Below are 25,529 nucleotides of genomic sequence, written 5' to 3'. Positions count from 1 at the left end.
TGCGGGCCTTTTTGTATCCCAGTTTTTGGAAGTTATGCTGTAAAACAGCCAAGACATTTTAGTTGTTTTGTGCCTTGTGCACAGGGCCGTTTTTCGGTACAATAGGGATATGAAAACGTGAAAGAGCATCGCAGGGATGCGGTGCTTTTTGCATTTGAGGGGCGACCCGAAGAACCTGAAAAAAGGAGTGCTGTTTCGATGATCAACATGGTAAAGCTTCCCACCAAGAAAAGCGACTTGTTCCTGCGCGTGGCAAAGGGCCACTTTGCTACCAGCCACAGCCATATCAACTATTACATCGACGTCACTACCCAGAAGTCCCGTCTTTCCGAGGCCAGAGCCGTGGCAAAGGAGCTGGTTTCCGCCTACCAGCACAGTACCATCGTGGATACCGTGCTCTGTCTGGACGGCACGCAGGTCATCGGCACCTGCCTTGCCAACGAGCTGACCAAGGACGGCTTTGCCAACATGAACGCCCACCAGACCATCTATGTCATCACACCGGAGTACACCACCGGCAGTCAGATCATTCTGCGCGACAATCTGGCCCCCATGGTCAAGGGCAAGCATGTGCTCATTCTGGCCGCTTCCCTCACCACCGGCTACACCGTGCAGGCCGCTGTGGAAGCCGTGAACTACTACGGCGGCATGGTGGCGGGCCTTTCCGCCATCTTCGCCACCACCCACGAGTGCATGGGCTATGAGGTCACCTCCATCTTTGACCCCTCCAGCCTGCCGGACTACGCCAGCTTCGACAGCCGCGACTGCCCCATGTGCAAGGCCGGTCAGCACATCGATGCGCTGGTGAACAGCTTTGGCTATTCGGCGCTGTAACCCCTCTCAGTCTGCTCACTTCGTTCGCATCCAGCTCCCCCGAAAGGGGGAGCTTTCTTTGTGCTTCCCGTAAAATGCAAAAAGCTCTCCCTTTCGGGAGAGCTGGCATCGCGCAGCGATGACTGAGAGGGTTATTTTTTCGGGAACACAAAGGGCTCGTGCAGATACACCAGCACCAGATACAGCGCCATGAAGCACCAGATGATGGGCTCGCACAGGATGACCGCATTGTACTGGAATTTCGGGATGAACACCAGCACAAAGATCACCTTGCCCACCAGCTCGATCACGCTGGAGAACAACGGCAGGACCTTCTGGCCAAGGCTCTGCAGCGCGTAGCGGGTGCACAGCAGCACCCCCAGCACCGCATAGAACGGTGCGTTCCACAGCAGGTACCGCGCACCGTTTTCCAACACGATGGGCTCCGTGGAGCCGGAGATGAGCCGCACCATCCATTCTGCGCCAAACTTCATCAGGAAGACCGCCGCGATCATCACCGCCACGGAATACAGATACATCTGCCGCATTCCCCTGCGCACACGGTCCGGCTGGTTTGCGCCGCGGTTCTGAGAGACGAAGGTAGAGCCTGCATTCGCCATGGAGATCAGCGGCATATCCGTAAAGGCGAACAGCTTACGGGCGGCGGTGTGGCCTGCGATGGTCAGGGTGCCCAGACCGTTGATGCCGTACTGCAGCACCACAGAGCCCGCCGAGACGATGCTGCTCATCAGGCCCATGGAAATGCTCTGGCTGAACAGCTCCCAATAGAGATGGGAGCCCACGGCAAGGTGCTTCTTCTCCGGGATGAGGATGCGCACCTTTGCCAGCACATACAGGATGCACAGCACCACCGAAATGCCCTGTGCAATGACCGTTGCCACCGCTGCGCCCCGCACGCCCATGCCAACACCCGCAATGAACCACAGATCCAGCCCCACGTTCAGCGCCGAGCTTATGAGCAGGAACACCAGCGGCATCACGCTGTTGCCGATGGCGCGCAGCAGACCGGCGCACAGGTTGTACAGGAACATGACGATCACGCCAAGATCAATGACGATGATGTAGCTGTAGGCCTCCTCCAGGATCTCTGCCGGGGTGTCCAGCAGCTGCAGCAGGGGACGCAGCCCCAAAAAGCCCGCCGCCGTGATGACCAGCGATGCGATCAGCCCAATGACGATGGAGCCGGTCACGGTGCGCTTGAGCAGGTCTTCGTCCTGTGCGCCGTAGGAGCGCGCCGCAACGATGGCAAGGCCGTTGCCGATGCCGATGCCAAAGCCCACCAGAAGCTCGTAGATGGAGCCGCAGGAGCCAATGGCGGCAAGGGCCGTGTCGCCCAGCACATTGCCCACGATCATGGTATCCACCGTGTTGTAGAGCTGCTGGAACAGATTGGAAACCAGAATGGGCAGCATGAAGAGCAGCAGGCTTTTTAAAATAGGCCCGTGCATCAGGTCCACATTCATGTTCCATAAACTTTTCTTTTGGGGCTGCGCGTGGGTCATAGGGTTCCTCCAAAGTTCTATTTTTACCGCAAACAAGGGACTGCACAAAAGTCAGCCCCTTGTTTTGCCGTGTGATGCTGTTGCTTTTTCCGATGAAGCTGCCCGCACGGGCTCTTCTCGTGAAAAGACAAATCTGGAAAATCCGCAGATTTTCCAGATTTGCAAAGATAAACCAATTTTCCGCTATTTATTGCCAGAGCGCAAGCGGAGGCAATTCTAAATCATTACAGCTCCTGCGTCTCAAAGCCGCTGCCGGTGAGCACCTGCACACTGGTAAAGCCTGCAGCCTTGATGGCGGCGGCAGCTTCGTCAAAGCCGAAGGTCAGGCTGTTGATATCATGAGAATCAGAAGTGATGATGACCTTGCCGCCCATCTTCTGCCACTCGCCCAGCAGCCACGGGCCGGGGTAGAAGTCCTTGCGGTAGCCGCGGTACACGCCGCCGGTGTTCACTTCCAGCAGGCAGTCGTTTGCCTTTGCGGCCTGCAGGGCCTTGAGGGCAGCGGCCTTGTAGCGGGGCGACTCTTCGTCGAAGAACTCGCCGTTGGCATTCAGCTTCTTGATCAGGTCGATGTGGGCCAGAATATCCGGCTTGAGGGCAGCAACCTTTTCCACCTCGGCAAAGTAGGCTTCCACAGCGGCAAGGGGGTCTGCGTCAAAATCATCGTTGATGCAGTCCCACAGGTCCTGCGGGCGGAAATCGATCTCGTAATACTTGCCGGTGTTCTTGCCGTACAGGTGGTGTGCGCTGCCGATCCAGTAATCGTAGCCGGTGCGCTTGTCCTCGCTCAGGATATCCCACTCGATGCCGCACAGGATATCCACCTTGCCCTTGTACTCGGCCTTGAGCTTTGCGATGGTGGCCTTGTACTGGGCGGTGCGGCTGGGGCTCATGCAGTATTCGCGGTCGCGCTGGGTGTAGCTATGGCCGGTGAAGCCCAGCGTGGTCAAGCCCTGCGCACACGCAGCACTTGCCATATCCTGCAAGGTATTTTTGCCATCGCACATGGTGGAGTGGCAATGGACACTGGACTTCTTATAATCTGCCATAGATAATTCACTGCATCCTTTCCTGTTTGACCTTGTGGTCAATGACGTGACGTTTTTCCAGTTCACGGGTCACATCCTCCACCGTGATGCCGGCGCTGACCATCAGCACCAGAACATGGTAGGCAAGATCGCTGATCTCGTAAACGGTTTCTTCCTTATCCTCTTTTTCGCCCGCAATGATGACCTCGGTGCACTCTTCGCCCACCTTTTTCAGGATCTTCTCCTTGCCCTTCTCGAACAGGTAGGTGGTGTAGCTGCCCTCCTTGGGGCTATCCTTGCGGCCCTTGATGAGCTGGTACAGGCCCTGCCAGCTGAACTGCTTCAGCTCCGGCGAGACGTATACTTCGTTGAAGAAGCAGCTCTCGGCGCCGGTGTGGCAGGCGGGGCCGGATTTGACCACTTCCACCACCAGTGCATCTGCGTCGCAGTCTGCGGTGATGGACACCACCCGCTGCACATTGCCGCTGGTCTCGCCCTTGCGCCAGATCTCCTGACGGCTGCGGCTCCAGAACACGGTGCGGCCCTCGGCGATGGTGAGTGCCAGCGTCTCGGCGTTCATGTAAGCGAGGGTGAGCACCTCTTTGGTGTAGTGGTCCTGCACGATGGCAGGGATCAGGCCCTTTTCATCAAATTTCAGATTCATAACGGTTCTCCCTCCCCGGATGGGGATATTACTAGTTTAGCGTATTCGGTGCGCAAACGCAAGAGTTTGCGGATTGTTTTTGCGGAAATCCAGTTTCGCGTTACGGCTTTTCCCCGCGCCGGGGAGAAATACCCCGGCGTTACAGCCGCATCTCCACGCCGTTTGCGTTGAGGTATTCCTTCAGATCCCGGATGGTCAGCAGCTTCTGGTGGAAGATGCCCGCGGCAAGACCTGCATCGATGCCCTTGTGGTGGAACAGCTCCAGAAAGTCTTCCTTTTTGCCTGCGCCGCCGCTGGCAATGATGGGCACGTTCACCCGCGCCGCAACCGCATCCAGCATCTCAAGGTCGAAGCCGCTGCGCACACCGTCGGTATCGATGCTGTTCAGGCAGATCTCGCCCGCACCGTGATCCACGCACCAGCTGATCCAGTCCAGTGCATCCCGGCCGGTGTCCTCGCGCCCGCCCTTGGCGAACACCCGGAACTGGCCGTCCACCCGCTTCACATCGGCAGAGAGCACCACACACTGGTTGCCGTAACGCTGTGCCGCCGCCGGGATGAGGCCGGGGTCCTTCAATGCGCCCGAGTTGACGCTGACCTTGTCCGCACCGCACTTGAGCACCCGGTCGAAGTCTTCCAGCGTATTGATGCCGCCGCCCACCGTGAGCGGGATAAAAATTTCGCTGGCGACGCGGGTCAGGATATCCGTGAACAGTGCCCGGCCCTCGAAGCTGGCGGTGATATCGTAGAACACAAGTTCATCTGCACCGGCAGCGTTGTACATGCGGGCCATTTCCACCGGGTCGGCCACGTCCCGGATGCCTTCAAAGTTCGTGCCCTTGACCACGCGGCCATTGCGCACATCAAGGCAGGGAATAATGCGTTTGGTGATCATGTCGTTTCCCCTCCGTTCACTCCTGTACCAGCTGCACGCAGCGCGCAAGGTCCAGTGCGCCGGTGTACAGGCTCTTGCCCAAAATGGCAGCGGCAGTGCCCATTTTTTTCAGTTCCAGAAGCTCTGCTTCGGACGAGATGCCGCCGCTGGCCGTAAAGGCTACGCCGGGCACTTCCTCTGCCAGCTGGCGGTACAGGCCCAGATTGGTGCCCTTCATGGCACCGTCGCAGGCAATGTCCGTGTAGATGATGGCGGTGCATCCGGCGGCGGCCAGACGCCTGCAGAAGTCCACGCCCGGCTCCCGGCTTACCTCCTTCCAGCCATGGATGGCCACATAGCCGTCCTTTGCGTCCACACCCACGGCAATTTTATCGCCGTATTTCTGCAGCATCCGGGCGGTAAAGTCAAAATCCGTCACCGCCACGCTGCCCAGAATGCAGCGGCCCACGCCGAGGGAGAGATATGTTTCAATGCGTTCCTCGGTGCGGATGCCGCCGCCCACCTCAATGTACAAACCGCCCTGCTTTGCCAGCGCGGCAATGGTATCGTAGTTGGAAAGGGTGCCGTCCTTTGCGCCGTCCAGATCAACGACATGAAGGTTTTTGGCACCCGCCGCAAGGAACTCCCGCGCCTGTGCGCAGGGGTCCTCGCCGTAGACGGTCATGCGGTCGTAGTCGCCCTGCGTCAGACGCACCACTTTGCCGCCCCGCAGGTCAATGGCTGGAAATAGCTGCATAGTTGTTTCTCCTCTGTTGTGTTCTGCTTGCGGTGCGCCCTCATTCGTCTGCTCACTTTGTTCGCAGCCACCTTCCCCCGTCCGGGGGAAGGCTTTTCCGAGATCGGCAGCGTCCTGAAGGCTTCCCCCAGTCGGGGGAAGCTGGCGAAGCCGCAGGCTGAGCCTGATGAGGGTGCTTCCTTATAGCTCCGCAAACGCCTTCAAGATCCTCAGTCCGGTGTCACCGCTCTTTTCCGGGTGGAACTGGGTGCCGTACACCCTGCCTGCCCGCACCGCGCCGGTGACCGGAATGGAATAATCGCTCACGGCCAGCGTGCTTTCGGCGCAGTTCTTGCCGTAGTAACTGTGGACGTAATAGACGTATTCGCCCTCACGGATGTACTGGAACAGCGGGTCGTCCTTTACAATGTGCAAGGCGTTCCAGCCGATCTGCGGCACCTTCAGGCTCTTGTCCGTAAGGTCGGGCTCCAGCGGGCAGACCTCGCCCTTCACAAAGCCAAGGCCTTTGTGCTCACCGTACTCGTAGCTCTTTTCAAACAGCAGCTGCATCCCGAGGCAGATGCCCAGCAGCGGCTTCTTTTCGGCTTCGGCCCGGATCACCGGCACAAGGCCCGTTGCCTCCAGCTTTGCCATGGCGTCGGCAAAAGCGCCCACGCCCGGCAGGATCAGCCGGTCGGCTTTGCGGATGGTGTCCGCGTCCGCAGTCACAACGGCTTCCAGCCCCAGCTGCTTCAGGCTGGACTTCAGGCTGAACAGGTTGCCCACGCCGTAATCGATAATTGCGATCATACCAGCAGTCCTTTCGTGGAAGGGATCTCGTCCTTGTGAGCTTCGTCGATCTTCACGGCCGCGCCCAGCGCATGGCCTGCGCCCTTGAAGCAGGCCTCAAGGATGTGGTGGGTATTTTCTCCCGCAAATTGTACAAAGTGGACAGTGGCGGGCACGCTGCGGGCAAAGCCCAGCCAGAATTCCTTGGCGCACTCCACGTCAAAATCGCCTACCTTTTCGGTGCTGCAATGGACGTCCCAGTTCAGGGTGCAGCGGCCCGAAAGATCGACGGCGCACAAAATCAGTGCTTCGTCCATGGGCAGGTAGAAGCTGCCGTAGCGCTGGATGCCGCGCATATCGCCCAGTGCCCGTGCAAAGGCCTGCCCCAGCGCAATGCCCACATCCTCGGTGGTGTGGTGGTAGTCCACCTGCACATCGCCGTGGCAGGTGAGCACTAAGTCAAAACGGCCATGGCGGGCGAACAGCTCCAGCATGTGGTTCAGAAAGCCGCACCCGGTGTCCACCTCATAGCGGCCGGTGCCGTCCAGATCAAGGGTCAGGTCGATCTGGGTCTCATTGGTGTTGCGTTCCAGCGAGATCATTCGGTTCGGCATGGTTCATTCCTCCATGATCTTATCCAGTGTGTTCACGAATATCTTCATCTGTTCCGATGCGCCAATGGTGATGCGCAGCCAGTTCTGGATGCGGGGCGCGTCAAAATGGCGCACCAGAATGCCATTTTTCTTCAACTTTTTGTAGAGTGTTCCGCCGTCTTTCCGGTCAGTACTTGCAAACAGGAAGTTGGAGCGGCTGTCCAGCACGGCAAAGCCCCGCTGTTCCAGCTGCTGTTTTGTCCATGCGCGGGTGTCCACGATGGCGGCGCGGGTCCTGTCAAAATAAGCGGTGTCTTCCAGCGCGGCCTGCCCGGCCTTCAGGGTCAGGCGGTTGATGTTGTAGGGGTTCAGGCTGAACTTGACCCGGTTCAGGTCGGCAATGAGCTTTGCATTGCCCATGGCCAGACCCAGACGCGCACCGGCCAGCTGCCGGGACTTGGAAAAGGTCTGCACCACCAGCAGGTTCTCGTACTGGTCGATGAGGGGCACGCAGCTCTCGCCGCCAAAGTCCACATAGGCCTCGTCCACAATGACCACGTTGTTCGGGTTCGCTTTCAGGATGCCCTCAATTTCCGCCCGGGGCAGTGCAATGCCGGTGGGGGCGTTGGGGTTTGCAAGGACGATGGTCTGGTTCAGGCCGTAGTAATCCTTCGGGTCAAGGGTGAAATCCTCTTTCAGCGGGATGATGTGGCTGGGAATGTGCATCAGCCCACACCACACACCGTAGCAGCCGTAGGTGATGTCGGCATAGGCCAGCGGGTGGTCTGCATCGCAGAAGGCACGCAGCGCAAAGAAGAGGTTCTCGTCGCTGCCATTGCCGGGCATGATCTGCTCCGGCTGCAAACCGAAGTGGGCTGCGGCCGCCTTGAGCAGGTCGGCACAGGCGGGGTCGGAGTAAAGGCGCAGCTTTTCCACCTCGTGCTCGCTCACGGCGGCGATCACCGCCGGGGAGGGCAGATAGGGGCTTTCGTTGGTGTTCAGTTTGATGTACTGCTGATCCTGCGGCTGCTCACCCGGGGTGTAGGGGGTGACAGCGGCCAGCGTGGGAGAAAGGAATTTACTCATGGTTCAAATCCTCACTTTTCGTACCGGATGGTCACGCTGCGGGCGTGGGCGTGCAGGCCCTCGCGCTCGGCAAAATCGGCGATGCGGGGGGCTACCTCGCCCAGCGCTTCCCGGGTGTAGTAGAGGAAGCTGGACTTCTTTACAAAGTCGTCTACGCCCAAGGGACTGGAGAAGCGGGCGGTGCCGCTGGTGGGCAGGGTGTGGTTGGGGCCTGCAAAGTAATCGCCCAGCGCTTCCGGCACGTTGCGGCCAAGGAAGATGCTGCCTGCGTTTTTGATCTCGTTCAGCACACCGAAGGGGTCCTCCACGCACACTTCCAGATGTTCCGGTGCAATGATGTTGCAGGCCTCGATGGCCTTGTGCAGGTCGGTGCAGAGGATGATCTTGCCGTTGTCGTCCACGCTGGCGCGGGCGATGGCGGCACGGGGCAGCTGCGGAATCTGCACCTCCAGCTCCGCCTGCACGGCCTTGGCCAGCTCCGGGCTGTCAGTGACGAGAACGGGGCTTGCCAGTTTGTCGTGCTCGGCCTGACTCAGCAGGTCCGCCGCCACCCATGCGGGGTTGCAGCCGCCGTCGGCCAGCACCAGAATCTCGCTGGGGCCGGCGATCATATCGATGCCTACCTTGCCGAACACCTTGCGCTTGGCGGTGGCAACGTAGATGTTGCCGGGGCCAACGATCTTATCCACCGCGGGGATGCTCTGGGTGCCGTAGGCGAGAGCCGCCACGGCCTGTGCGCCGCCGGTCTTGAAGATCTTGGTCACGCCTGCGGTGGCAGCGGCGGCAAGGATGACCGGGTTCACCCTGCCGTCCTTTCCGGCGGGGGTGGTCATGACGATCTCGGACACGCCTGCCACCTTTGCCGGGATCACGTCCATGAGCACGGTGGAGGGATAGGCCGCCGTGCCGCCGGGCACATAGACACCGGCCTTTTCAATGGGGGTATATTTCTGGCCCAGCACGATGCCGGGCTTGTCGTTCACCATAAAATTCTTGTGCACCTGCTGGCGGTGGAAGCTCTCGATGTTGGCGGCGGCTTCGCGCAGGGTCTCGAGGAAGTAGGGGTCCATGCCCGCAAAGGCCTCGTCGATCTCCTCCTGCGTCACCTGCAGGGCATCGATCTTTGCACCGTCAAATTTCAGCGCGTAATCCTTCAGGGCTTCATCGCCCCGGGCGCGCACATCGGCAATGATGCCGTCCACCACGTCCTCCACGTTCTTTTCCGCGCGGATGTCGCGGTTCAAAATCTCTTCGGGCCTGAGCTCGTCAAAGTTATACAGCTTGATCATTTTGCTTCCTCCTTGTTCTGCAGTTCCGCCCGCAGCTTTTCCAGCATGGTGTCCATTTCGGCGTGCTTGAACTGGTAGCTGGCCTTGTTGGCAATGAACCGGGCCGAGATGGGCATGAACTCGGTGACCACCTTCAGGCCGTTCTCCCGCAGGGTGGTGCCGGTCTCCACGATATCCACGATGACGTCCGAAAGGCCCAGAATGGGGGCCAGCTCAATGGAGCCGTTCAGCTTGATGATATCGATGTCCCGCCCCATGGATGCGTAATAGCTCTTTGCGATGCTGACGAATTTGGTGGCCACCCGCACCGGGCGGCTGGGGTCGTCTTGGTAATCGGCCGGGGCGGCAACGCACATGCGGCATTTGCCAAGGCCGGTGTCCAGCAGCTCGTACACATCGGCAGAAGCCTCGGTGAGGATGTCCTTTCCCACGATGCCCACATCGGCGGCACCGTGCTCCACATAGATGGCAACGTCGCTGGGCTTGACGAGGAAGTAGCGGATGCCGGCCTCCGGGTTTTCCACCACCAGCTTGCGGGTGGCGTTGTAGTCCTCCGGGCAGCCGTAGCCGATGCCCGCCAGCAGATGATACACCTTATCACCCAGACGGCCCTTGGGCAGGGCCACGTTCAGCATCACCCTGTCGGTGCTGTTCTTCTGCACCGGCGGCAGCGGGGCGCTCAGGCGGTCCAGCTCGTCCAGATAGACCGCAAAGCCGATGGCACCGGCACCGGGGGTGAACTTCTGCATCAGCAGGTCGTAGCGGCCGCCCTTGAGCAGGGGGCGGGGCAGGGCTTTCAGATAACCCTGAAACACAAGGCCGTTGTAGTATTCCATCTCACCGGCCAGGGTCATGTCCAGCCGGATGACGCCGCCCGCCTTTTCCAGCGGCACAGCCAGCGCTTCCAGCTCGGCCACAGCCGCGCGCATGGCGTCATTGCGGCACAGGGCAGCGGCCTTTGCAAGGGTATCGGCATAGCTGCCGCAGAGGCTCAGCACACTGCACAGGATGTCGGCGGCGGCATCGGCAAGACCGGCAGCTCCGGCGGCGGCCCGCAGCTCGTGGGCGTTTTTCTCCCGCAGCTTTTCCAGCAGCTTTGCGCGGGCGGCATCCGGCACGCCCAGCGCGTCGAACAGGCCGAACAGGTAGCCCATGTGGCTCACTTCCAGCACCCACTCGGCCCCCAGCGCATCCAGCGACCGCGCCGCCAGACACACCGCCTGCTGCACCTGTGCTTCGCCCACCGCGCCCAGCATCTCAAGGCCCATCTGGCTGATCTCTTTAAAGGTGTGGCTCTCGGCGGAAGGGCGGTAGACATTCTCGTGATAGTAGTAGCGCAGGGTCTCGCCGGGGGCGGGCTGCGCCGTCTTGGCAATGGAGAGGGTCACGTCCGGCTTGAGGGCCAGCAGACGGCCGTCCAGATCGGTGAAGGTGATGACCTGCTCGGACGAGAGGAAGCTGCGGTTCTCCTGATACAGGCCGTACTCCTCAAAGCGGCCCATGTGGTACTTGCGGCAGCCCGCCGCTTCGTACAAGGCGCGCAGCGCAAAGGAGGCGCGCTCCTTGGGCTGCAGGTTTGCAAGGCTGAATTCCATCGTCGGTTCCCCCTGTTTCTTACATCCATCGCCGGCGTTCTCCGGCACTTTTCGACTCCTCTATCCCATCCGCCGGACCCCACTGCCCGGCGCTCCTTTGCGCGGCACCTCCGCGCCTTTTCCATACGGAATTGGTTCTATTATTATTTTACTTTATCAAGATAAAGTTGTAAAGTAGGAAAGTGCCAGTGTTTTCTGTTTTATAACATGATTTTTCTGTGCGTTTGTACAGAGGGCAGGAAAAAAGGAGCCGCCGCACCGAATGCAGCAGCTCCTTTTCAGGCAGATTTTATCCCAGCAGGTCCAGCACACCGGCCTTCGGGCGGGCACCCACAGCCTGACGCACCAGCTTGCCCTGCTCAAACACCAGCAGGGTGGGGATGCTCATGACGCCGAACTCCCCGGCCAGCTCCGGCTGTTCGTCCACATTCACCTTGCCCACCTTCACATCGGTGCGCTCCTCGGCTACCTCGTCCACGATGGGGCTGAGCATGCGGCAGGGGCCGCACCAGCTGGCCCAGAAATCCAGCAGGACGGGCTTTGTGCTCTGCAGCACCTCCTGCTCAAAATTTTCCTTCGTGATCGTAACAACTGCCATATTTCTACCTCCTGAAAGGGTTCGTTCGTGGTTGTTCTTATGGCATCAGTATACCCCAAATGCCGGGGCTTTTCCGTAACCGGGTCACATTGGGGCGCAAAAAAGCCCGGAGCAGGAAGAAAGAATACTGCTCCGGGCGGGGAATGGTTATGTTATTGTGCTGTCAGGCTCAGACTTCCTGCATGGCGTTCTTGCCGGCAACGTAGCCGTAGTACATGGCCATGGAGTGGCTGACGCCCTTCAGGCCGATGGGGTACTCGGTGGCAAAGCGGTTGCCCTGCACGTTGCCTGCCACATACAGGCCGGGGATCACATTGCGGTCGGCGTCGAAGGTGTGGCAGTTCTCGTCGCTCTCCAGACCGCCGATGCAGACCAGCAGCAGGGCGGTGGTGAACTTGTCGGCGTAGAAGGGGCCGTTCTCCAGCGCCCACATGCGGGATGCGGGCTTGTGGAAGTCCTCGTCGTAGCCGTCCTTGGCCAGCTGGTTGTAGCGCTGGATGGACTCCAGCGCGGTCTGCTGGGCAGCGGTGTCATCCGGGTAGATCTTTGCCACCAGCTCTTCCAGCGTGTCGGCCTTGACAGCGCGGCCATCGGCCACAGCAGCCTCCAGCTGATAGGGGCTCTTGTAGTTGCGGTAAGTGGTGTTGTTCTTGGGGCCCTCTGCCTCGCTGGCGTAGTCCTCATAGTAGCAAGCACCGCCGTGGGCTGCGGGCATGTAGGGCAGCTGCTGGGGCCAGTTGGAGTCGAAGATCTGCCAGCTCTCGCGGTTCTTCTGCAGCTCGATCTGGTTTTCCAGCTGCTGGCCGGGCAGGTCCTCGTTCATGAAGCGCTTGCCGTTCAGATCCAGATTCAGGAAGCCTGCGTTGCCCATGACGCCCACACCGGACAGGTCGGCACCGCCGCCCATATGGTGGATCATGGGTGCGTGGCTCTGCTGCACCTGAGCGCCTGCCCACATGCCCAGCTGGATGCCGTCGCCCTGATTGGTGAAGCTGCCCTCCACGTCCACGTTGGTGAACAGGCACTGGATGTTGTTCTCAATGACTTCGGGGCAGAAATGCTGCAGCATCTTGGTGTTCTGGGAGTAATCGCCGGTGGACAGGATGACGCCCTTGGCGGCGTTGCACTTGATGTACTCGCCGGTGGCAGCATCGCGGGCATACAGGCCCACGCAGCGGCCGTCCTCCATGATGAGCTTTTCCACAAAGCAGCCGTAGAAGGTGTCCACGTTGCCGGTGTCAACGGCCTTCTGCATGTTGGCATTGACGGTGACGGACTGGTTGGGCAGGAACTCCACGGAGGTGGGGTAGCAGGGGAAGCGCTCCTGCTTCCAGTCGTAGTTCTCGGGCAGCGGGTAGAAAATGGGGATCAGGAAGTTGTTTGCATTCTCGTCAGGGATAGCGCTGCGGGTGGTCTCGGCGTAGTACAGATCCGGGTTTGCCTCCACCCACCAGTCAAAGGCATCGCCGATGTTGTGGGCCCACTTGCTCATAATGGAGCGCTTGCAGCGGTAGGTGCTTTCCACCATGTGAGAGTCCACGATCTCATCGATCTGCTCACGGGTCCAGGTGTTGCGGCCCCACTTGGCCTGCACATTGCCGTTGATGACGGCATACTCGCCGCTGCGGCACTGGGGACCGTCAGCCTTTTCAAAGGCTGCCACCTTGCCGCCGTCCTCGGCGATGCTGCGCACGGCTGCCACACCGGCAATGCCGCAGCCCACCACGGCCACATCCACGTCCACCGTCTTGGTGACCTTGCTCTCGTCGATCTCCGGCTCGGTGCCCAGCCAGTCGTTCTCCGAAGCGGCAGCGGAGCTGTCTGCGCCGTCTGCCTTGACGCCCATGGCCTGCTCGATGCAGCTGGCAGCCGCCTTCTTGACGGCGTTGGTGGTAACAGTAGCACCGGAGATGTTGTCGATCTCGGTGCCCTGTGCGGCCATGATGGCCTCCTGCAGGGTGGGTGCAGCCACGCCGCCGATGCTCTCGGTCTCGTTGGAGGCATCGATGACCACCTCGGTGATGGCGGTCTCGCTGAAGGTCATGGTCACCTTCACCTCACCGATGCCGGTGGCCGTGCCGGTGTAGGTGCCGGCGGTGTAGATGGCATCGCCGGAAGCGGCGGTGCTGGAAGAAGCTGCGGAGTTGCAGGCAGCCAGTGCACCGGCGGTGACGCCGCTCATGGCGGCAGCGGCGGCGACCTTCAAAAAGCCTTTGCGGGAGATCTTTTCCATTTGGAGTTCCTCTTTCTTCTCATCATTTTCTCTTCGTCTCTGCGGGAGTTTTTCCCACGCTGCACTTAGTATAAAATATAACGAAGTAAAAGGGAAACAAAAAAATTTTGCCACCCTGATAAAAAGTGTTTATAACTGTCTCCCGCCATGTTATACTGAGAGCAGACGGATCTTTCCCTGCACAGAAAGGAGCTTTTTTCGGATGAACGACCACCAGCTGCTGTGTTTTCTCACCGTGAGCCGGACCCTGAATTTTACCACAGCCGCCCGGGAGCTGTACTGCACCCAGCCCGCCCTCAGCTACCAGATCCGCAGTCTGGAAAAAGAGCTGGATCTGGCCCTGTTTGAGCGCAGCACCACCCGCGTGGCGCTGACCGAAGCGGGCCGGGCCTTTGTGCCGCAGGCGGAGGGACTCTATCGCAGCATCCTGAATGCCCGCACCGCGCTGAAGGGCTTTGCCCGGCGGCGCACGCTGACCCTGCGCCTGCCGCCGGTGCTGCTGCAGCGGGATCCCATTTATCCCATCCTGATGGCACGGCTGCACGCCGCGCTGCCGGGATATGAGTTTGCGGTGGACACTCGGCCCGTGTCACGCAACCCCCACGAAATGCTCTGCAGCGAGGCAGACGCAGCCCTCTATCTGCCCTTTGGGCCGCTGCAGCCGGAGATCGAGCGCCTCCCCATCCTGCACAACACCTTTTACCTGATCGTATCGCCGGAGCACCCGCTCACAGGGCGCAGCACTCTGGCGCTGGCCGATCTTGCCGGGCAGCAGCTGTTTTATGAGCCGCTGTATCAGGAAATGGTGGATCTTGCCGTTGTTCAGCCCGGCCTGCCGTTTTCCGCACCAAGCTGGCACATGGTGGAAAACTACGAGTGTGTTTACAACGATCTGCTTGCCGGGCGCGGCATGTTCTTGTGCCCGATGAAATACCCGGCCTTTCCGGCGGCATGGTATCTGCCGCTGCAGCTGCCGTTGCCGGACACCTGTCTGCTGACCCTGCGGGACGACCCGCGTCCCGAGATCCAACGGCTGCGGGAGGTATTTACCGCTGTATACGCCAGCCGTGCAAAGCTGCTGGGCGAAGAATGAACGCAAAAAGGGGCTGCTGCACCTCGTTTTGAACGAACGTGCAGCAGCCCCTCAGCTCTTATAATATTCCGGACAGCTTTATTTGCCCAGCATTTCGTGGGCAGTCTTGCAGATGGTGGCAGCATCCAGACCGTAGAACTTCAGCAGGTCCCATGCCGGGCCGGAGCAGCCGAACACGTCCTGCACGCCCACGCGGCGCACCGGAGTGGGCAGCTTTTCGCTCAGCACGGCGCAGACGGCCTCGCCCAGACCGCCGATGACGTTGTGCTCCTCGGCGGTGATGACCTTGCCGCACTCCTTTGCAGCCTTGAGGACGATCTCCTCATCCAGAGGCTTGATGGTGTGGATGTTGATGACCCGGGCGTGGATGCCCTCGGCGGCCAGCTGCTCCGCAGCCATGCGGGCTTCGTTGACCATCAGGCCGGTGGCGATGATGGCAATGTCGCTGCCCTCGGTGATCTGCTCGCCCTTGCCGATCTCAAAGTGATAGTTTTCGGCGTCGTGGAACACAGGAACGGCCAGACGGCCAAAGCGCAGATAGACGGGGCCTTCCATTTCGTAGGCAGCACGCACAGCGGCGCGGGCCTCCACATCGTCCGCCGGGCAGATCACGGTCATGCCGGGGATGCTGCGCATGAGGGCAAAGTCCTCACAGCACTGGTGGGATGCACCGTCCTCGCCCACCGAGATACCGCCGTGGGTGGCACCGATCTTCACGTTCAGGTGGGGGTAGCCGATGGAGTTGCGCACCTGCTCGAAGGCGCGGCCGGCGGCGAACATGGCAAAGCTGGAAACAAAGGGCACATAGCCCATGGTGGACAGGCCCGCGGCCACGCCCATCATGTTGCCCTCGGCAATGCCGCAGTCAAAGTGACGGTCCGGGTAAGCCTTGCGGAACATGCCGGTCTTGGTGGCAGCGGCAAGGTCTGCGTCCAGCACCACCAGATCCTCGTGGCCCTCTGCGGCCAGCTCCTTCAGGGTGTTGCCGTAGCTTTCACGGGTAGCGATCTTCTTCACATCTGCCATCTTAGTTTTCCTCCTGCTCCAGCGCGGCGTATGCGGCGTTCAGTTCCTCAATTGCGATCTTGTACTCGTCATCGTTGGGGCCCTTGCCGTGCCAGTCCACAGAGTTGGTCATATAGGAAACGCCCTTGCCCTTTGTGGTGTCCATGATGATGCAGGTGGGCTTTACAGTCTCTGCATGGAACGCCTGCATGGCGGCTTCGATCTGGTCGTAGTCGTGGCCGTCGATGGTGACGACATTGAAGTTGAAGGCCTTCAGCTTCTCTTCCAGCGGGGCGCTGTTCATCACGGTCTCGGTGGTGCCGTCGATCTGCAGATGGTTGCGGTCCAGCACAACGCACAGGTTGGAAAGGCCGTAGTGTGCGGCAAACATGAAGGCTTCCCAGCACTCGCCCTCTTCCACCTCGCCGTCGCCCACGATGGTGTAGACGTTGATGGGCTTGCCGGCGTGCTTGGCGCCCAGTGCCATGCCGCAGGCGGCAGAGATGCCCTGACCCAGACTGCCGGTGGACATATCCACGCCCGGGGTCTCGTTCATATTGGGGTGGCCCTGCAGATAGCTGCCGATCTTACGCAGGGTCTTGAGGTCTTCCACCGGGAAATAGCCGCGCTCTGCCAGCGCTGCATACAGTGCCGGTGCAGCATGGCCCTTGGACAGCACCAGACGGTCGCGGTCGGCCATCTTGGGGTCCTTCGGGTCAATGTTCATTTCCACAAAATAGAGGTAGCTCAGCAGCTCGGCGATATCCAGACTGCCGCCCGGATGGCCGCACTTTGCGCTGTGCGTGCCCTCGATCACGCCCATGCGGATGTGGCAGGCGTGCTTGGCCAGAGTAAGTTTTTCTGCATTTGTCATGATGGTCCTCCCGTATGAACCTCAGATTTGCACATGTTCAAAAAAGCCTTTCGTCAGCGCCGGTGCAGTCCTGCTGCCCGCAGCGCGCTCTTTTTCAAGTTTATATTAGCTATTCTATGCAAAAAGGTCAAGCTTCTTCATGCAAAATGTACACACGCGGGGAAATATTCATGGAAATCCGCCGCTTTTTGGTCAAATTGCAGGCTTTTTGCCGTATCTTGACAAAGCCAGAGGCATCTGCTATATTTTTCACAGATTCCGGCAGGAAGCCGGATGCGCAGGCAGAAGCCTGTTTTCTCCATTTGTGCGGAGCATCTGCTCCATCTGCGCGCTGCGCATGTGCGCGGCGCGGCGGGCCGGTCCAGGCCCTGCCATCTTAATTTTTTACAGACGCCACGAAGGGGTCTGCCTTTGGCTTGCAAGCCGGGCAGGCCCCTTTTTTATCTGGCAAAAGGAGGAAGCTTTTTTATGAAAACCAACCCCCGTTCCACCACCCGCAGCCTCGTGCTGGCTGCGCTGTTCCTTGCACTGGCCTTTGTGCTGCCCATGATCACCGGCCATGTGCCGCAGGTGGGCAACATGCTGTGCCCGATGCACTTTCCCATTCTGCTGTGCGGCTTTGTGCTGGGCGGCCCATGGGGCCTTGCCGTGGGCTTTATTGCTCCGCTGGTGCGGTCGGTGCTGTTCGGCATGCCGCCCATGTTCCCCATCGCCATCTCCATGGCCTTTGAGCTGGCCGCTTACGGCCTTGTGTCCGGCGTGCTCTGGCGCAAGGTGAAGCACACCGTTCCCATGATGTACGCTTCTCTCGTCACCGCCATGGTGGCGGGACGTCTGGTGTGGGGTGCCGTCCGCTTTGTGCTGGCAGGCCTGACCGGCTCGTCCTTCCCGTTCAGCGCGTTTTTGTCCGGCGCGCTGCTCACCGCCGTGCCGGGCATTGTGGCACAGCTGGTGCTCATCCCGCTGATTTTAGTGGCTTTGCAGAAGGCAAAGGTCATGGATTGACTTACTATTTAGAATGCCCTCCGCTTTGCTCTGGGCATAAACAGCGGAAATTTTATTTTTATTATTACAAAAGAGCAGCGGCTGCGGCCGCTGCTCTTCTGTTTTTTCACGGGAAGGGCCGTAATTTTAAGTTTGTTCTATAAAAAACGAACCAGCAAAGTCCGTAAGCTTTGCTGGTTCGCAATTCAAAAACAAGTTTTCAGTTCTTCTTACCGGTCAGGAACTCCGGCAGGGGCTTGCCCTGCTTGCGCCACTGATGATACTCGGCGGTGGCAGCGAACTCCACGTCACCGGCAGAGTTCAGGGCAGTCTCCACAGAGTCCTGCACCACGCCGATGATGAAGCCGACGCCTACCATCTGCATGGCGACATCGTTGGAAATGCCGAACAGGGAGCAGGCCATGGGGATCAGCAGCAGGGAACCGCCGGCCACGCCGGAAGCACCGCAGGCACCCAGAGCGCTCATGGCGCTCAGCACGATGGCTGCAGCCAGAGACACCTGAATGCCCAAGGTGTTGGCAGCGGCCAGCGTCATGATGGTGATGGTGATGGCGGCACCGTCCATGTTGATGGTAGCGCCCAGCGGGATGGAGACGGAGTACATATCCTTGTCCAGACCCAGCTTTTCGCACAGAGCCATGTTCACGGGGATGTTGGCGGCGGAGCTGCGGGTGAAGAAGGCGGTCAGGCCGGACTCACGCAGGCAGCGGAACACCAGCGGATAGGGGTTGCAGCCCAGATAGATAAACATGATGAAGGGGGAGACGATGAGGGCCATGAACAGCATGGTGCCCACCAGCAGAGCCAGCAGCTTGCCGTACTGGGTAAAGATGGCAAGGCCGTTGCCGGAAACATTGGTGTAGACCAGACCCATGATGCCGAAGGGAGCCAGATTGATGATCCAGCGCACGATCTGGGAGACCGCATCGGCGGTGTTTGCCATAAAGGTCTTGGTGGTGTCAGAGCCGATCTTCTTCATGGCCACGCCGAACATGCAGGCCCAGAACAGGATGCCGATGTAGTTGCCGCTCATGATGGCACTGACGGGGTTTGCCACAAAGTTGGTGAGCAGGGTGCCCATCACTTCGCCCAGACCCTGCGGCACCACGTCCGACTGGGCAGCGTCTGCCAGCACGACCGTGACCGGGAACATAAAGCTGGTCACCACTGCGATGGCCGCAGCCAGAAAGGTGGTGAGCATGTACAGCCAGATGACCGTGCCGAAGCGGCGGTCCAGCTTGGAAGAGCCCTGTGCCAGAGCACTTGCCACGATCACGAACACCAGCACCGGGGCGATGCCCTTCAGTGCACCAACGAACAGGCTGCCCAGTTCACCCACCCAGCCTGCACCGGGGGCCACCAGAGCCAGCACCGCACCGATGATCAGACCGATCAGGATGCGAACGATCAGGCTGATGCCGTTGTAGCGGGCAACTGCCTTGTTCAACGTTTTCATATAGACACTCCTCTTTCCTATTGTACGCCATTGGCGCACAGTTTCCTGTCTCTTACACGAGGACGGGTGTTATTATAGCACACACGGCAGAGAAATGAAAGCATTTTCAGACATTTTTCGTTCACAAATTTGCGTTCAGGTCGGTGTCCATGGGGTTTTTCCGTTGATCTGTATTTGTGACAAGGACAGATTTAACCGTTTGCGGCTTTGTTCTCTCCGTCACCGTCGAGCGGCGCAGGGCGGAGCGGGCAGGGGCAAACAAAAAAGTCTGCGTGCGCAGTCCTGCAAGGCAGGCTCTGCATCCGCAGACCGGGGCTCTTTGGGGGTGTATTCTGTTTTCAGCGCAGCGGCTGGGTGGGCGCAAGCTTCTGGTAGGCAAAGCGGGGCGAGCCATCCCGCACATGGATGACGCCGCAGCGGGTAAAGCCGTTCTGTTCCAGCAGATGCTGCATGATCTTGTTATCGGCATGGGTGTCCGCACGCAGGCTCTGGCAGTGCTCCAGACTCCAGTCCAGCACGGCCTTGCCCACCCCCTTCTGTTTACCGGCCGATGCCAGACGGTGCACCGTGCCATAGGGCAGGGTATCGTCCAGCCACTGACCGTCCTCAATGACGGCGTAGGTGGGGTCCGTTCCCAGAATAAAGGCAAACACGGCCTCGATCTGGCCGTTGACCACATAGAGGAACAACCGGTTCGAGTCGATATCCTCCTCCAGCAATTCCTGCGGCGGGAAATCATCCCCCCACTGGGTCGGGTTGCCAGATGCCTTCATGACTGCACGTGCATGGGCGTAGATCTTCAGGATCTGGGGCAGATCCCCTCTCACTGCTCCACGAAACATTCATTCCACCTCTTTCGACAGCGCCGCACCGATGCGGCTAGAATGGTTCTATTGTACTCCATTTTTCCATAAAAATCCAGTTTTTTGCATCGATCTGCCATAAAACGTTCTGAAACGACAAAACAGGGCACGGCGTCTGCTGTGCCCTGTTTTGTCTGGTCAGGCTGTGGTTCATGCACTGGTGCGGGTATGGCCCGTGCGCACCAGCCGGTATTCCCGGGGGCTGAGACCGTAGCGCTCGTGGAACAGGCGGTAGAAATAGCTGGTGTTCTCGTAGCCCACCAGAGAAATGATCTGCTGGATGTTCATGTCGCTGCGGCGCAGCAGGCGGGCAGCGGTCTCCATACGGTGCTTTTGCAGCAATTCCTTATAGGTGCGGCCGGTCTCGGCACGCACGCACTCGCTGACGTATGCCAGCGAAACGCCATACTCCCGCGCCACGTTGGAAAGGCTGGCTTCCCGGTAGTTCTGGGTGATCTCTTTCAGTGCCGCCTGCACCAGCGCTTCGCGGCTGACCGTTCCGGCCCTGACTTCCGGCAGGATAGGATTCGTCTGTGTCATCTGCGTTTCCTCCGTAAAGGGTGCGGCGGGCGGGGACTGGGGGATGTCGGACGCCCGCCGCACAGGGAATGGCGGCTCCTGCCGCCCTACACCTCAGATACGAACCGACGCACCAGAATATTGCAGAAAGCTAAAAAATTTTTAGTCAATTTTCGTCCTGCAGAAAAAGGCCGCCTCTGCACAAGGCAGAAACGGCCTTTTTCAGGAGAAATAAAGAAAACACGAACCCTCAAAAATGAGGAAGGGAAATGCTCAGAACATGCTCTCGTCCTTATAGCAGCCAGTGCGCACAAACTGCACCCACTCGGCCACATTCACAGCGTGGTCGCCGATGCGCTCCAGATACTTGATGACCATCAGCAGATCCAGCGCTGCATCCACCTTTCCGGGGTCTTCGGCGATCTCCTGCGCCAGCTGATGCTTGATGGCGTTGAAATCGTAGTCCACCGCGTCGTCTGCGGCAATGACCTTGCGCGCCGCCAGCTCATCTTCGGCCATCAGGGCGGCAAGGGCATCCAGGATCATCTGGTGAGCCTTTTTGCCCATGGCAATGGCCTGACTTACCGCCGGGTCGCCCTCTTTGCGGACGGTGACAAGGTGGGGGATGATCTCGGCGATGTCGGCGGCATGGTCGCCGATGCGCTCGATGTCCGTGACCACCTTCATGGCCGTGGAGATGCGGCGCAGGTCGCCCGCCACCGGCTGCTGACGCAGCAGCAGGGTCATGCAGCGGTGCTCGATGTCCCGCTCCATGTTGTTGATACGGGCGTCCCCCTTCACGATGGCCGCAGCTGCATCGGCGTCAGCGACGCAGAGCGCTTCCAGAACGTTCTCCACGGCATCGGCAGAGTTGCGGCCCATTTCGGTCAACGATTCTTTCAGCGATTCCAGATCGGTGTCGTACTGTTTACGGATACTCATAGCTGTTTCCTCCTTTAACCGAACCGACCGGAAATGTAGTCCTCGGTGCGTTTATCCTGCGGTGCGCTGAAGATCTGCGCCGTGGGGCCCACTTCCACCAGCTCGCCCAGCAGGAAGAAGGCGGTGCGGTCGCTGATACGGGCCGCCTGCTGCATGTTGTGGGTAACGATGACCACCGTGTAGTTCTTCTTCAGCTCACTCATCAGCTCTTCCACCTTCATGGTGGAACCGGGGTCCAGTGCGCTGGTGGGCTCATCCATCAGCAGCACTTCGGGCTTCACCGCCAGTGCACGGGCGATGCACAGACGCTGCTGCTGTCCGCCGGAAAGGCCCAGCGCGCTCTTTTTCAGGCGGTCCTTCACCTCGTCCCACAGGGCAGCGCCCCGCAGCGAGCTTTCCACCAGCTCGTCCAGCTCAGCCTTATTGCGTACGCCGTGCAGCTTGGGGCCGTAGGTGATATTGTCGTAAATGCTCATGGGGAAGGGATTGGCCTTCTGGAACACCATGCCCACCCGGCGGCGCAGGTCGGTAAGCTGCATTTCCCGGGCAAAGATGTCCTCGCCCTTCAGCCGCACATCGCCTTCAATGCGCACATTCGGCACAAGGTCGTTCATGCGGTTGAGGGTCTTTAAAAAGGTGGATTTGCCGCAGCCGGAAGGGCCGATGAGAGCGGTGATCTCCCGCTCGCCCACGTCCAGCGAGATACCTTTCAGCGCTTTGAAGTCGCCGTACCAGAGGTTCAGGTCTTTTGCCGATATCACCGGCACATTCGTGTTTTCCATAGAGTACCTCATTGTTGAATTGGAACGAACCCTCTCAGTCACGCCTGACGGCGTGCCAGCTCCCCCGAAGGGGGAGCTTTTTCCACTTTCGGCTCACTCCGCAAGAGCTCCCCCCTTTGGGGGAGCTGGCATTGCGAAGCAATGACTGAGAGGGTTTCTTCTCTTTTTTACTGTTTCTGTTTCAGCTTAGTCTTTGCCAGCCGCGCCGCAAGGTTGATGGCCAATACCAGCACCAGCAGCACTGCACCGATGCCCCAGGCCGAAGCGAAGTCGCCGTCCTCAAAGGCACGCAGGTACAGCAGCACCGACAGGGTGGCACCGTTGGAGGTGTAGGCTTTGGCCACGCTCTTGGCAATGACCTCTGCGGCACCGGCGGTGAAGAGCAGGGCGGCACTTTCGCCCACGATGCGGCCCACAGCCAGAATGCAGCCGGTCACGATGCCGTCGATGCTGCAGGGCAGCACGATGGTGCGGATGATGTGCCACTTGCCTGCACCCAGACCCATGGCACCCTCCCGGTAGCCCTGCGGCACCGTCTTGAGGGATTCCTGCGTGGTGCGGATGATGGTGGGCAGGTTCATGACCACCAGCGTGAGTGAACCGGACAGCAGACAGGTCTGGAAGCCCAGCGCCTGACTGAACACCAGCATACCCACCAGACCGTAGATGATGCTGGGGATGCCCGCCAGCGTTTCGTTGGTGAACTCGATGACCTCGATGAGCCGCCGGTTGGAGGCGTACTCGGTCAGGTAGACCGCCGCGCCCACGCCCAGCGGCAGTACGATCAGTAATGTCAGTACAATGACATACAGTGTGTTGAGGATGGCAGGCAGGATGCCATCGGTCTTTTTCAGCACACTGGCGGTGGTGGAAAGGAATTTCCAGCTGATGTGGGGGATGCCCCGCACCAGTACCATGCCGATGATACCGGCCACCAGCACCATCACCAGCACGGCGCTGGCCCAGACCAGTGCGGTCATGACCCGGTTCCACATCTGACGGGAAGGCGAAAGGCCCTTATTCATCCCGGCTTCCTCCCTTCAGCACAACATTCAGCACAACATTGATGATCATGATAAAGACGAACAGCACCAGCGCGATGCTGAACAGCGCCTGCCGCTGCAGACCGCCGGCATAGCTCATCTCCTTGGCGATGGCGGTGGTCAGGAAGGTGACGCTGCGGAAGGGACTGTCCGGCATGTTGGGGCTGTTGCCTGCCACCATCATCACCGCCATGGCCTCGCCGATGGCACGGCCGATGCCCAGCACAACGCCTGCGGCAATGCCGCTTTTGGCTGCCGGGATGCTGATCTTGAACCACGTTTCGGCGTCGGTGGCACCCAGTGCCAGACTGCCCTGCTCATACTCCGGCGGCACGGCATTCAGCGCCGTGACCGACACGGACACGATGCTGGGCAAGATCATGATGGAAAGCACCACGATGGCGCTCAGCAGGCAGGCACCGGAAGCCTTGCCGAAGGTCTTTGCCACGGCAGGCACCAGCACCTGCATGCCCAGCAGGCCGAACACCACGCTGGGGATGCCGGACAGCAGCTCGATGGCGGTGACCACCACGGTGCGCAGCTTGGGGTCGGCGGCCTTGGAGAGGAACACCGCCGTCAGCAGGCCGATGGGCACACCGATGATGGCAGCGCCCAGCGTGCCATAGATGCTGGACAGGATAAAGGGCAGGATGCCGAACAGCGGCTGGGCCGCCGTGGAGGCCCACTTTGTGCCGAACAGGAATTGGAACAGACCGATCTTGTGGATGGCCGGCACGCCGGAGATCACCATGTACACCGAGATAAGTACCACGCAGCCCACCGCCAGCATACCGCACAGGAAGAAGATGAAGTTCATCACCGCTTCCAGCCATTCGGCGGGGGTGCGGGGCAGCCGCACCCGGCTCAGATAGGATTTTTTGTTCATAGCGGAGATCCTTTATAAAAGCCGCGTCGGCCCGCAGAAACGGCAGCCCGACGCGGCAGCTCTGTGTATTTGTCAGCGGCTTTGCCCTCTCAGTCTCGGCACTTCGTGTCTCGACAGCTCTCCCAAAGGGAGAGCCTCTGGCGAAACCGGAGACTTTGCATGGACTGCCAAGGCCTCTCACTTTGGGAGAGGTGGCATTGCGCAAGCAATGACGGAGAGGGCGAGCCCGCTAACCGTTACTCGTTCACCGGCACAGCGCCTGCGGTGCGGATGAGGTCGGCAGCGTCCTTGCTGGTGGCAAAGTCCACAAAGGCCTGTGCCTGCTCCGACAGGGTCACGCTCTTGTTGGTGACGAACACGAAGGGACGCTGGATCTTGTAGCTGCCATCCTTGACGGTATCCTCGCTGCACTCCACACCCTCCACGGTGACCATGGCAACGGTGTCGCCCACAGCGGACAGGGAAGCGTAGCCGACGGCCAGAGGGTTGGCCTCCACAGCGCTGATGACAGCGCCGGTGGCGGTCAGCTCCTGTGCGTACTTGCAGCTGTCCTTCACGTCCACGATGCTCTCAAAGCCATCACGGGTGCCGGAACCGGCCTCGCGGCCCACCAGAACGATCTCGCCGTCGTCGCCGCCCACATCCTTCCAGTTGGTGATCTCGCCGGTGAACATCTGCTTCAGCTGGTCTACGGTCAGGTCTGCCACCTTGCTGGCCTTGTTGACAACGATGGCGATGCCGTCCAGAGCCACGATGGTGCCGTCCACGTCGTTCTTCTCGTCGTCCTTCAGGGCGCGGGAGGACAGGCCGATGTCCAGCGTCTTATCGGTAGCACCGGTGATGCCTGCGCCGGAACCGGTGGGGTCGTAGCTGACGGTAACACCCGGCTCCACCTCGGCAAAGCCCTCGGTCAGGGCAGCGATGACGTTCTTCATAGAGGTAGAACCGCCGGTAGCCACATTGCCGGACAGGGTGCCTGCAGCGGTCTCAGCAGCGGCAGAAGAAGAGGTGGACTCTGCAGCAGAGGATGCCACAGTGGAAGAGGCTGCGCCGCCGCAGGCGGTCAGAGCCATCGCTGCAGCAGCAGCGCCGCAGACAGTGATAAACGAACGACGAGTGATCTTTTTCATAACCCTTTTCCTCCAATAAATGCCGGAATGCAGTTCCGGCCGATGTTTTCTTGTTTCTCTGTGTTTTCCTTGGGAACGGCCTTATTGTACCGCACCGCCATGCGCGCTGC

General features: G+C 59.9%; 25 protein-coding genes. 4 read left to right on the top strand and 21 right to left on the bottom strand.

The genetic code is table 11. The features are described from left to right. Positions 1 to 198: 198 nt before the first annotated feature. The gene (locus ACKXF9_RS03400) at positions 199 to 834 is read left to right on the top strand and encodes a phosphoribosyltransferase (protein ID WP_249237793.1); all 636 of its coding nucleotides are present in this window, start codon (positions 199 to 201) and stop codon (positions 832 to 834) included. Between the two features lie 131 nt (positions 835 to 965). On the opposite strand, the gene ACKXF9_RS03395 is transcribed toward ACKXF9_RS03400, so the two are convergent. The 12 genes from ACKXF9_RS03395 to ACKXF9_RS03340 all read right to left on the bottom strand — a co-directional run bounded on the left by ACKXF9_RS03395 (position 966) and on the right by ACKXF9_RS03340 (position 13,821). Beyond that, the gene (locus ACKXF9_RS03395; RefSeq protein ID WP_418265302.1) at positions 966 to 2,336 is read right to left on the bottom strand and encodes an MATE family efflux transporter; all 1,371 of its coding nucleotides are present in this window, start codon (positions 2,334 to 2,336) and stop codon (positions 966 to 968) included. Between the two features lie 224 nt (positions 2,337 to 2,560). Then, a complete protein-coding gene (locus ACKXF9_RS03390; protein WP_418265301.1) occupies positions 2,561 to 3,385 on the bottom strand; it encodes a histidinol-phosphatase HisJ family protein in 825 nt (274 codons plus the stop codon). Positions 3,386 to 3,392: 7 nt separating this feature from the next. Then, on the bottom strand, positions 3,393 to 4,028 hold the full coding sequence (gene hisIE, locus ACKXF9_RS03385) for a bifunctional phosphoribosyl-AMP cyclohydrolase/phosphoribosyl-ATP diphosphatase HisIE (RefSeq protein ID WP_005943640.1): 636 nt from the start codon (positions 4,026 to 4,028) through the stop codon (positions 3,393 to 3,395). 139 nt (positions 4,029 to 4,167) lie between these two features. After that, entirely contained in the window at positions 4,168 to 4,923 is a 756-nt protein-coding gene (hisF, locus tag ACKXF9_RS03380) for an imidazole glycerol phosphate synthase subunit HisF (RefSeq protein ID WP_154260055.1), read from the bottom strand. 16 nt (positions 4,924 to 4,939) lie between these two features. Continuing rightward, complete coding sequence (gene hisA, locus ACKXF9_RS03375; protein ID WP_348584328.1) at positions 4,940 to 5,659, bottom strand: 1-(5-phosphoribosyl)-5-[(5-phosphoribosylamino)methylideneamino]imidazole-4-carboxamide isomerase; 720 nt, start codon at positions 5,657 to 5,659, stop codon at positions 4,940 to 4,942. A gap of 180 nt (positions 5,660 to 5,839) precedes the next feature. Continuing rightward, positions 5,840 to 6,448, bottom strand: coding sequence for an imidazole glycerol phosphate synthase subunit HisH (gene hisH / locus ACKXF9_RS03370; protein ID WP_418265300.1), 609 nt, complete (start codon positions 6,446 to 6,448; stop codon positions 5,840 to 5,842). Continuing rightward, entirely contained in the window at positions 6,445 to 7,041 is a 597-nt protein-coding gene (gene hisB / locus ACKXF9_RS03365) for an imidazoleglycerol-phosphate dehydratase HisB (protein WP_118527613.1), read from the bottom strand. Before hisB ends, hisH begins: the two co-directional genes overlap by 4 nt. A 3-nt stretch (positions 7,042 to 7,044) precedes the next feature. Continuing rightward, on the bottom strand, positions 7,045 to 8,106 hold the full coding sequence (gene hisC, locus ACKXF9_RS03360; protein ID WP_418265299.1) for a histidinol-phosphate transaminase: 1,062 nt from the start codon (positions 8,104 to 8,106) through the stop codon (positions 7,045 to 7,047). A gap of 11 nt (positions 8,107 to 8,117) precedes the next feature. After that, complete coding sequence (hisD, locus tag ACKXF9_RS03355) at positions 8,118 to 9,395, bottom strand: histidinol dehydrogenase (protein WP_418265298.1); 1,278 nt, start codon at positions 9,393 to 9,395, stop codon at positions 8,118 to 8,120. Next, on the bottom strand, positions 9,392 to 10,990 hold the full coding sequence (gene hisG / locus ACKXF9_RS03350; RefSeq protein WP_418265297.1) for an ATP phosphoribosyltransferase: 1,599 nt from the start codon (positions 10,988 to 10,990) through the stop codon (positions 9,392 to 9,394). The genes hisD and hisG overlap by 4 nt, the downstream gene beginning before the upstream one ends. A gap of 289 nt (positions 10,991 to 11,279) precedes the next feature. After that, positions 11,280 to 11,588 (bottom strand): thioredoxin, encoded by a 309-nt coding sequence (trxA, locus tag ACKXF9_RS03345; protein WP_249237783.1) that lies wholly within the window; start codon positions 11,586 to 11,588, stop codon positions 11,280 to 11,282. A 169-nt stretch (positions 11,589 to 11,757) separates the two neighbouring features. Continuing rightward, positions 11,758 to 13,821 (bottom strand): FAD-binding protein, encoded by a 2,064-nt coding sequence (locus tag ACKXF9_RS03340; protein ID WP_418265296.1) that lies wholly within the window; start codon positions 13,819 to 13,821, stop codon positions 11,758 to 11,760. Between the two features lie 202 nt (positions 13,822 to 14,023). Between ACKXF9_RS03340 and ACKXF9_RS03335 the strand changes: the two genes are divergently transcribed. Further along, positions 14,024 to 14,914, top strand: a complete 891-nt coding sequence (locus ACKXF9_RS03335; protein WP_418265295.1) for a LysR family transcriptional regulator — start codon at positions 14,024 to 14,026, stop codon at positions 14,912 to 14,914. A gap of 78 nt (positions 14,915 to 14,992) precedes the next feature. On the opposite strand, the gene ACKXF9_RS03330 is transcribed toward ACKXF9_RS03335, so the two are convergent. Both ACKXF9_RS03330 and ACKXF9_RS03325 read right to left on the bottom strand, forming a co-directional pair. Beyond that, entirely contained in the window at positions 14,993 to 15,940 is a 948-nt protein-coding gene (locus ACKXF9_RS03330) for a transketolase family protein (RefSeq protein ID WP_339394559.1), read from the bottom strand. Between the two features lies 1 nt (position 15,941). Next, positions 15,942 to 16,793 (bottom strand): transketolase, encoded by an 852-nt coding sequence (locus tag ACKXF9_RS03325; RefSeq protein ID WP_418265294.1) that lies wholly within the window; start codon positions 16,791 to 16,793, stop codon positions 15,942 to 15,944. A 468-nt stretch (positions 16,794 to 17,261) separates the two neighbouring features. Between ACKXF9_RS03325 and ACKXF9_RS03320 the strand changes: the two genes are divergently transcribed. Further along, a complete protein-coding gene (locus ACKXF9_RS03320; RefSeq protein ID WP_339394558.1) occupies positions 17,262 to 17,798 on the top strand; it encodes an ECF transporter S component in 537 nt (178 codons plus the stop codon). 199 nt (positions 17,799 to 17,997) lie between these two features. Here ACKXF9_RS03320 and sstT read toward each other — a convergent pair whose 3' ends face one another. Further along, positions 17,998 to 19,245: a serine/threonine transporter SstT gene (gene sstT, locus ACKXF9_RS03315; protein WP_339394673.1), complete on the bottom strand. Its 1,248-nt coding sequence runs from the start codon at positions 19,243 to 19,245 to the stop codon at positions 17,998 to 18,000. Between the two features lie 414 nt (positions 19,246 to 19,659). Here sstT and ACKXF9_RS03310 point away from each other — a divergent pair, with 414 nt between their 5' ends. Then, positions 19,660 to 19,830: a hypothetical protein gene (locus ACKXF9_RS03310; RefSeq protein WP_418265864.1), complete on the top strand. Its 171-nt coding sequence runs from the start codon at positions 19,660 to 19,662 to the stop codon at positions 19,828 to 19,830. Positions 19,831 to 20,267: 437 nt separating this feature from the next. On the opposite strand, the gene ACKXF9_RS03305 is transcribed toward ACKXF9_RS03310, so the two are convergent. The 6 genes from ACKXF9_RS03305 to ACKXF9_RS03280 form a co-directional block, all read right to left on the bottom strand. Then, positions 20,268 to 20,657 carry a helix-turn-helix transcriptional regulator gene (locus ACKXF9_RS03305; RefSeq protein WP_249237775.1) on the bottom strand — a complete coding sequence of 130 codons (390 nt, stop codon included), beginning with the start codon at positions 20,655 to 20,657 and terminating at the stop codon, positions 20,268 to 20,270. 252 nt (positions 20,658 to 20,909) lie between these two features. Next, positions 20,910 to 21,578, bottom strand: coding sequence for a phosphate signaling complex protein PhoU (gene phoU, locus ACKXF9_RS03300; protein ID WP_418265293.1), 669 nt, complete (start codon positions 21,576 to 21,578; stop codon positions 20,910 to 20,912). Between the two features lie 14 nt (positions 21,579 to 21,592). Then, the gene (gene pstB / locus ACKXF9_RS03295) at positions 21,593 to 22,360 is read right to left on the bottom strand and encodes a phosphate ABC transporter ATP-binding protein PstB (RefSeq protein WP_005943706.1); all 768 of its coding nucleotides are present in this window, start codon (positions 22,358 to 22,360) and stop codon (positions 21,593 to 21,595) included. A 167-nt stretch (positions 22,361 to 22,527) separates the two neighbouring features. Then, a complete protein-coding gene (gene pstA / locus ACKXF9_RS03290; RefSeq protein WP_097774559.1) occupies positions 22,528 to 23,385 on the bottom strand; it encodes a phosphate ABC transporter permease PstA in 858 nt (285 codons plus the stop codon). Then, a complete protein-coding gene (pstC, locus tag ACKXF9_RS03285; RefSeq protein ID WP_418265292.1) occupies positions 23,378 to 24,289 on the bottom strand; it encodes a phosphate ABC transporter permease subunit PstC in 912 nt (303 codons plus the stop codon). Before pstC ends, pstA begins: the two co-directional genes overlap by 8 nt. Before the next feature lie 236 nt (positions 24,290 to 24,525). Continuing rightward, a complete protein-coding gene (locus ACKXF9_RS03280) occupies positions 24,526 to 25,419 on the bottom strand; it encodes a phosphate ABC transporter substrate-binding protein (RefSeq protein WP_339394553.1) in 894 nt (297 codons plus the stop codon). Positions 25,420 to 25,529: the final 110 nt, after the last annotated feature.

The sequence above is a fragment of the Faecalibacterium sp. 9 genome (assembly GCF_048320955.1).
Taxonomy (GTDB): domain Bacteria; phylum Bacillota; class Clostridia; order Oscillospirales; family Ruminococcaceae; genus Faecalibacterium; species Faecalibacterium wellingii.
This window is presented reverse-complemented; position numbering and strand designations above follow the sequence as displayed.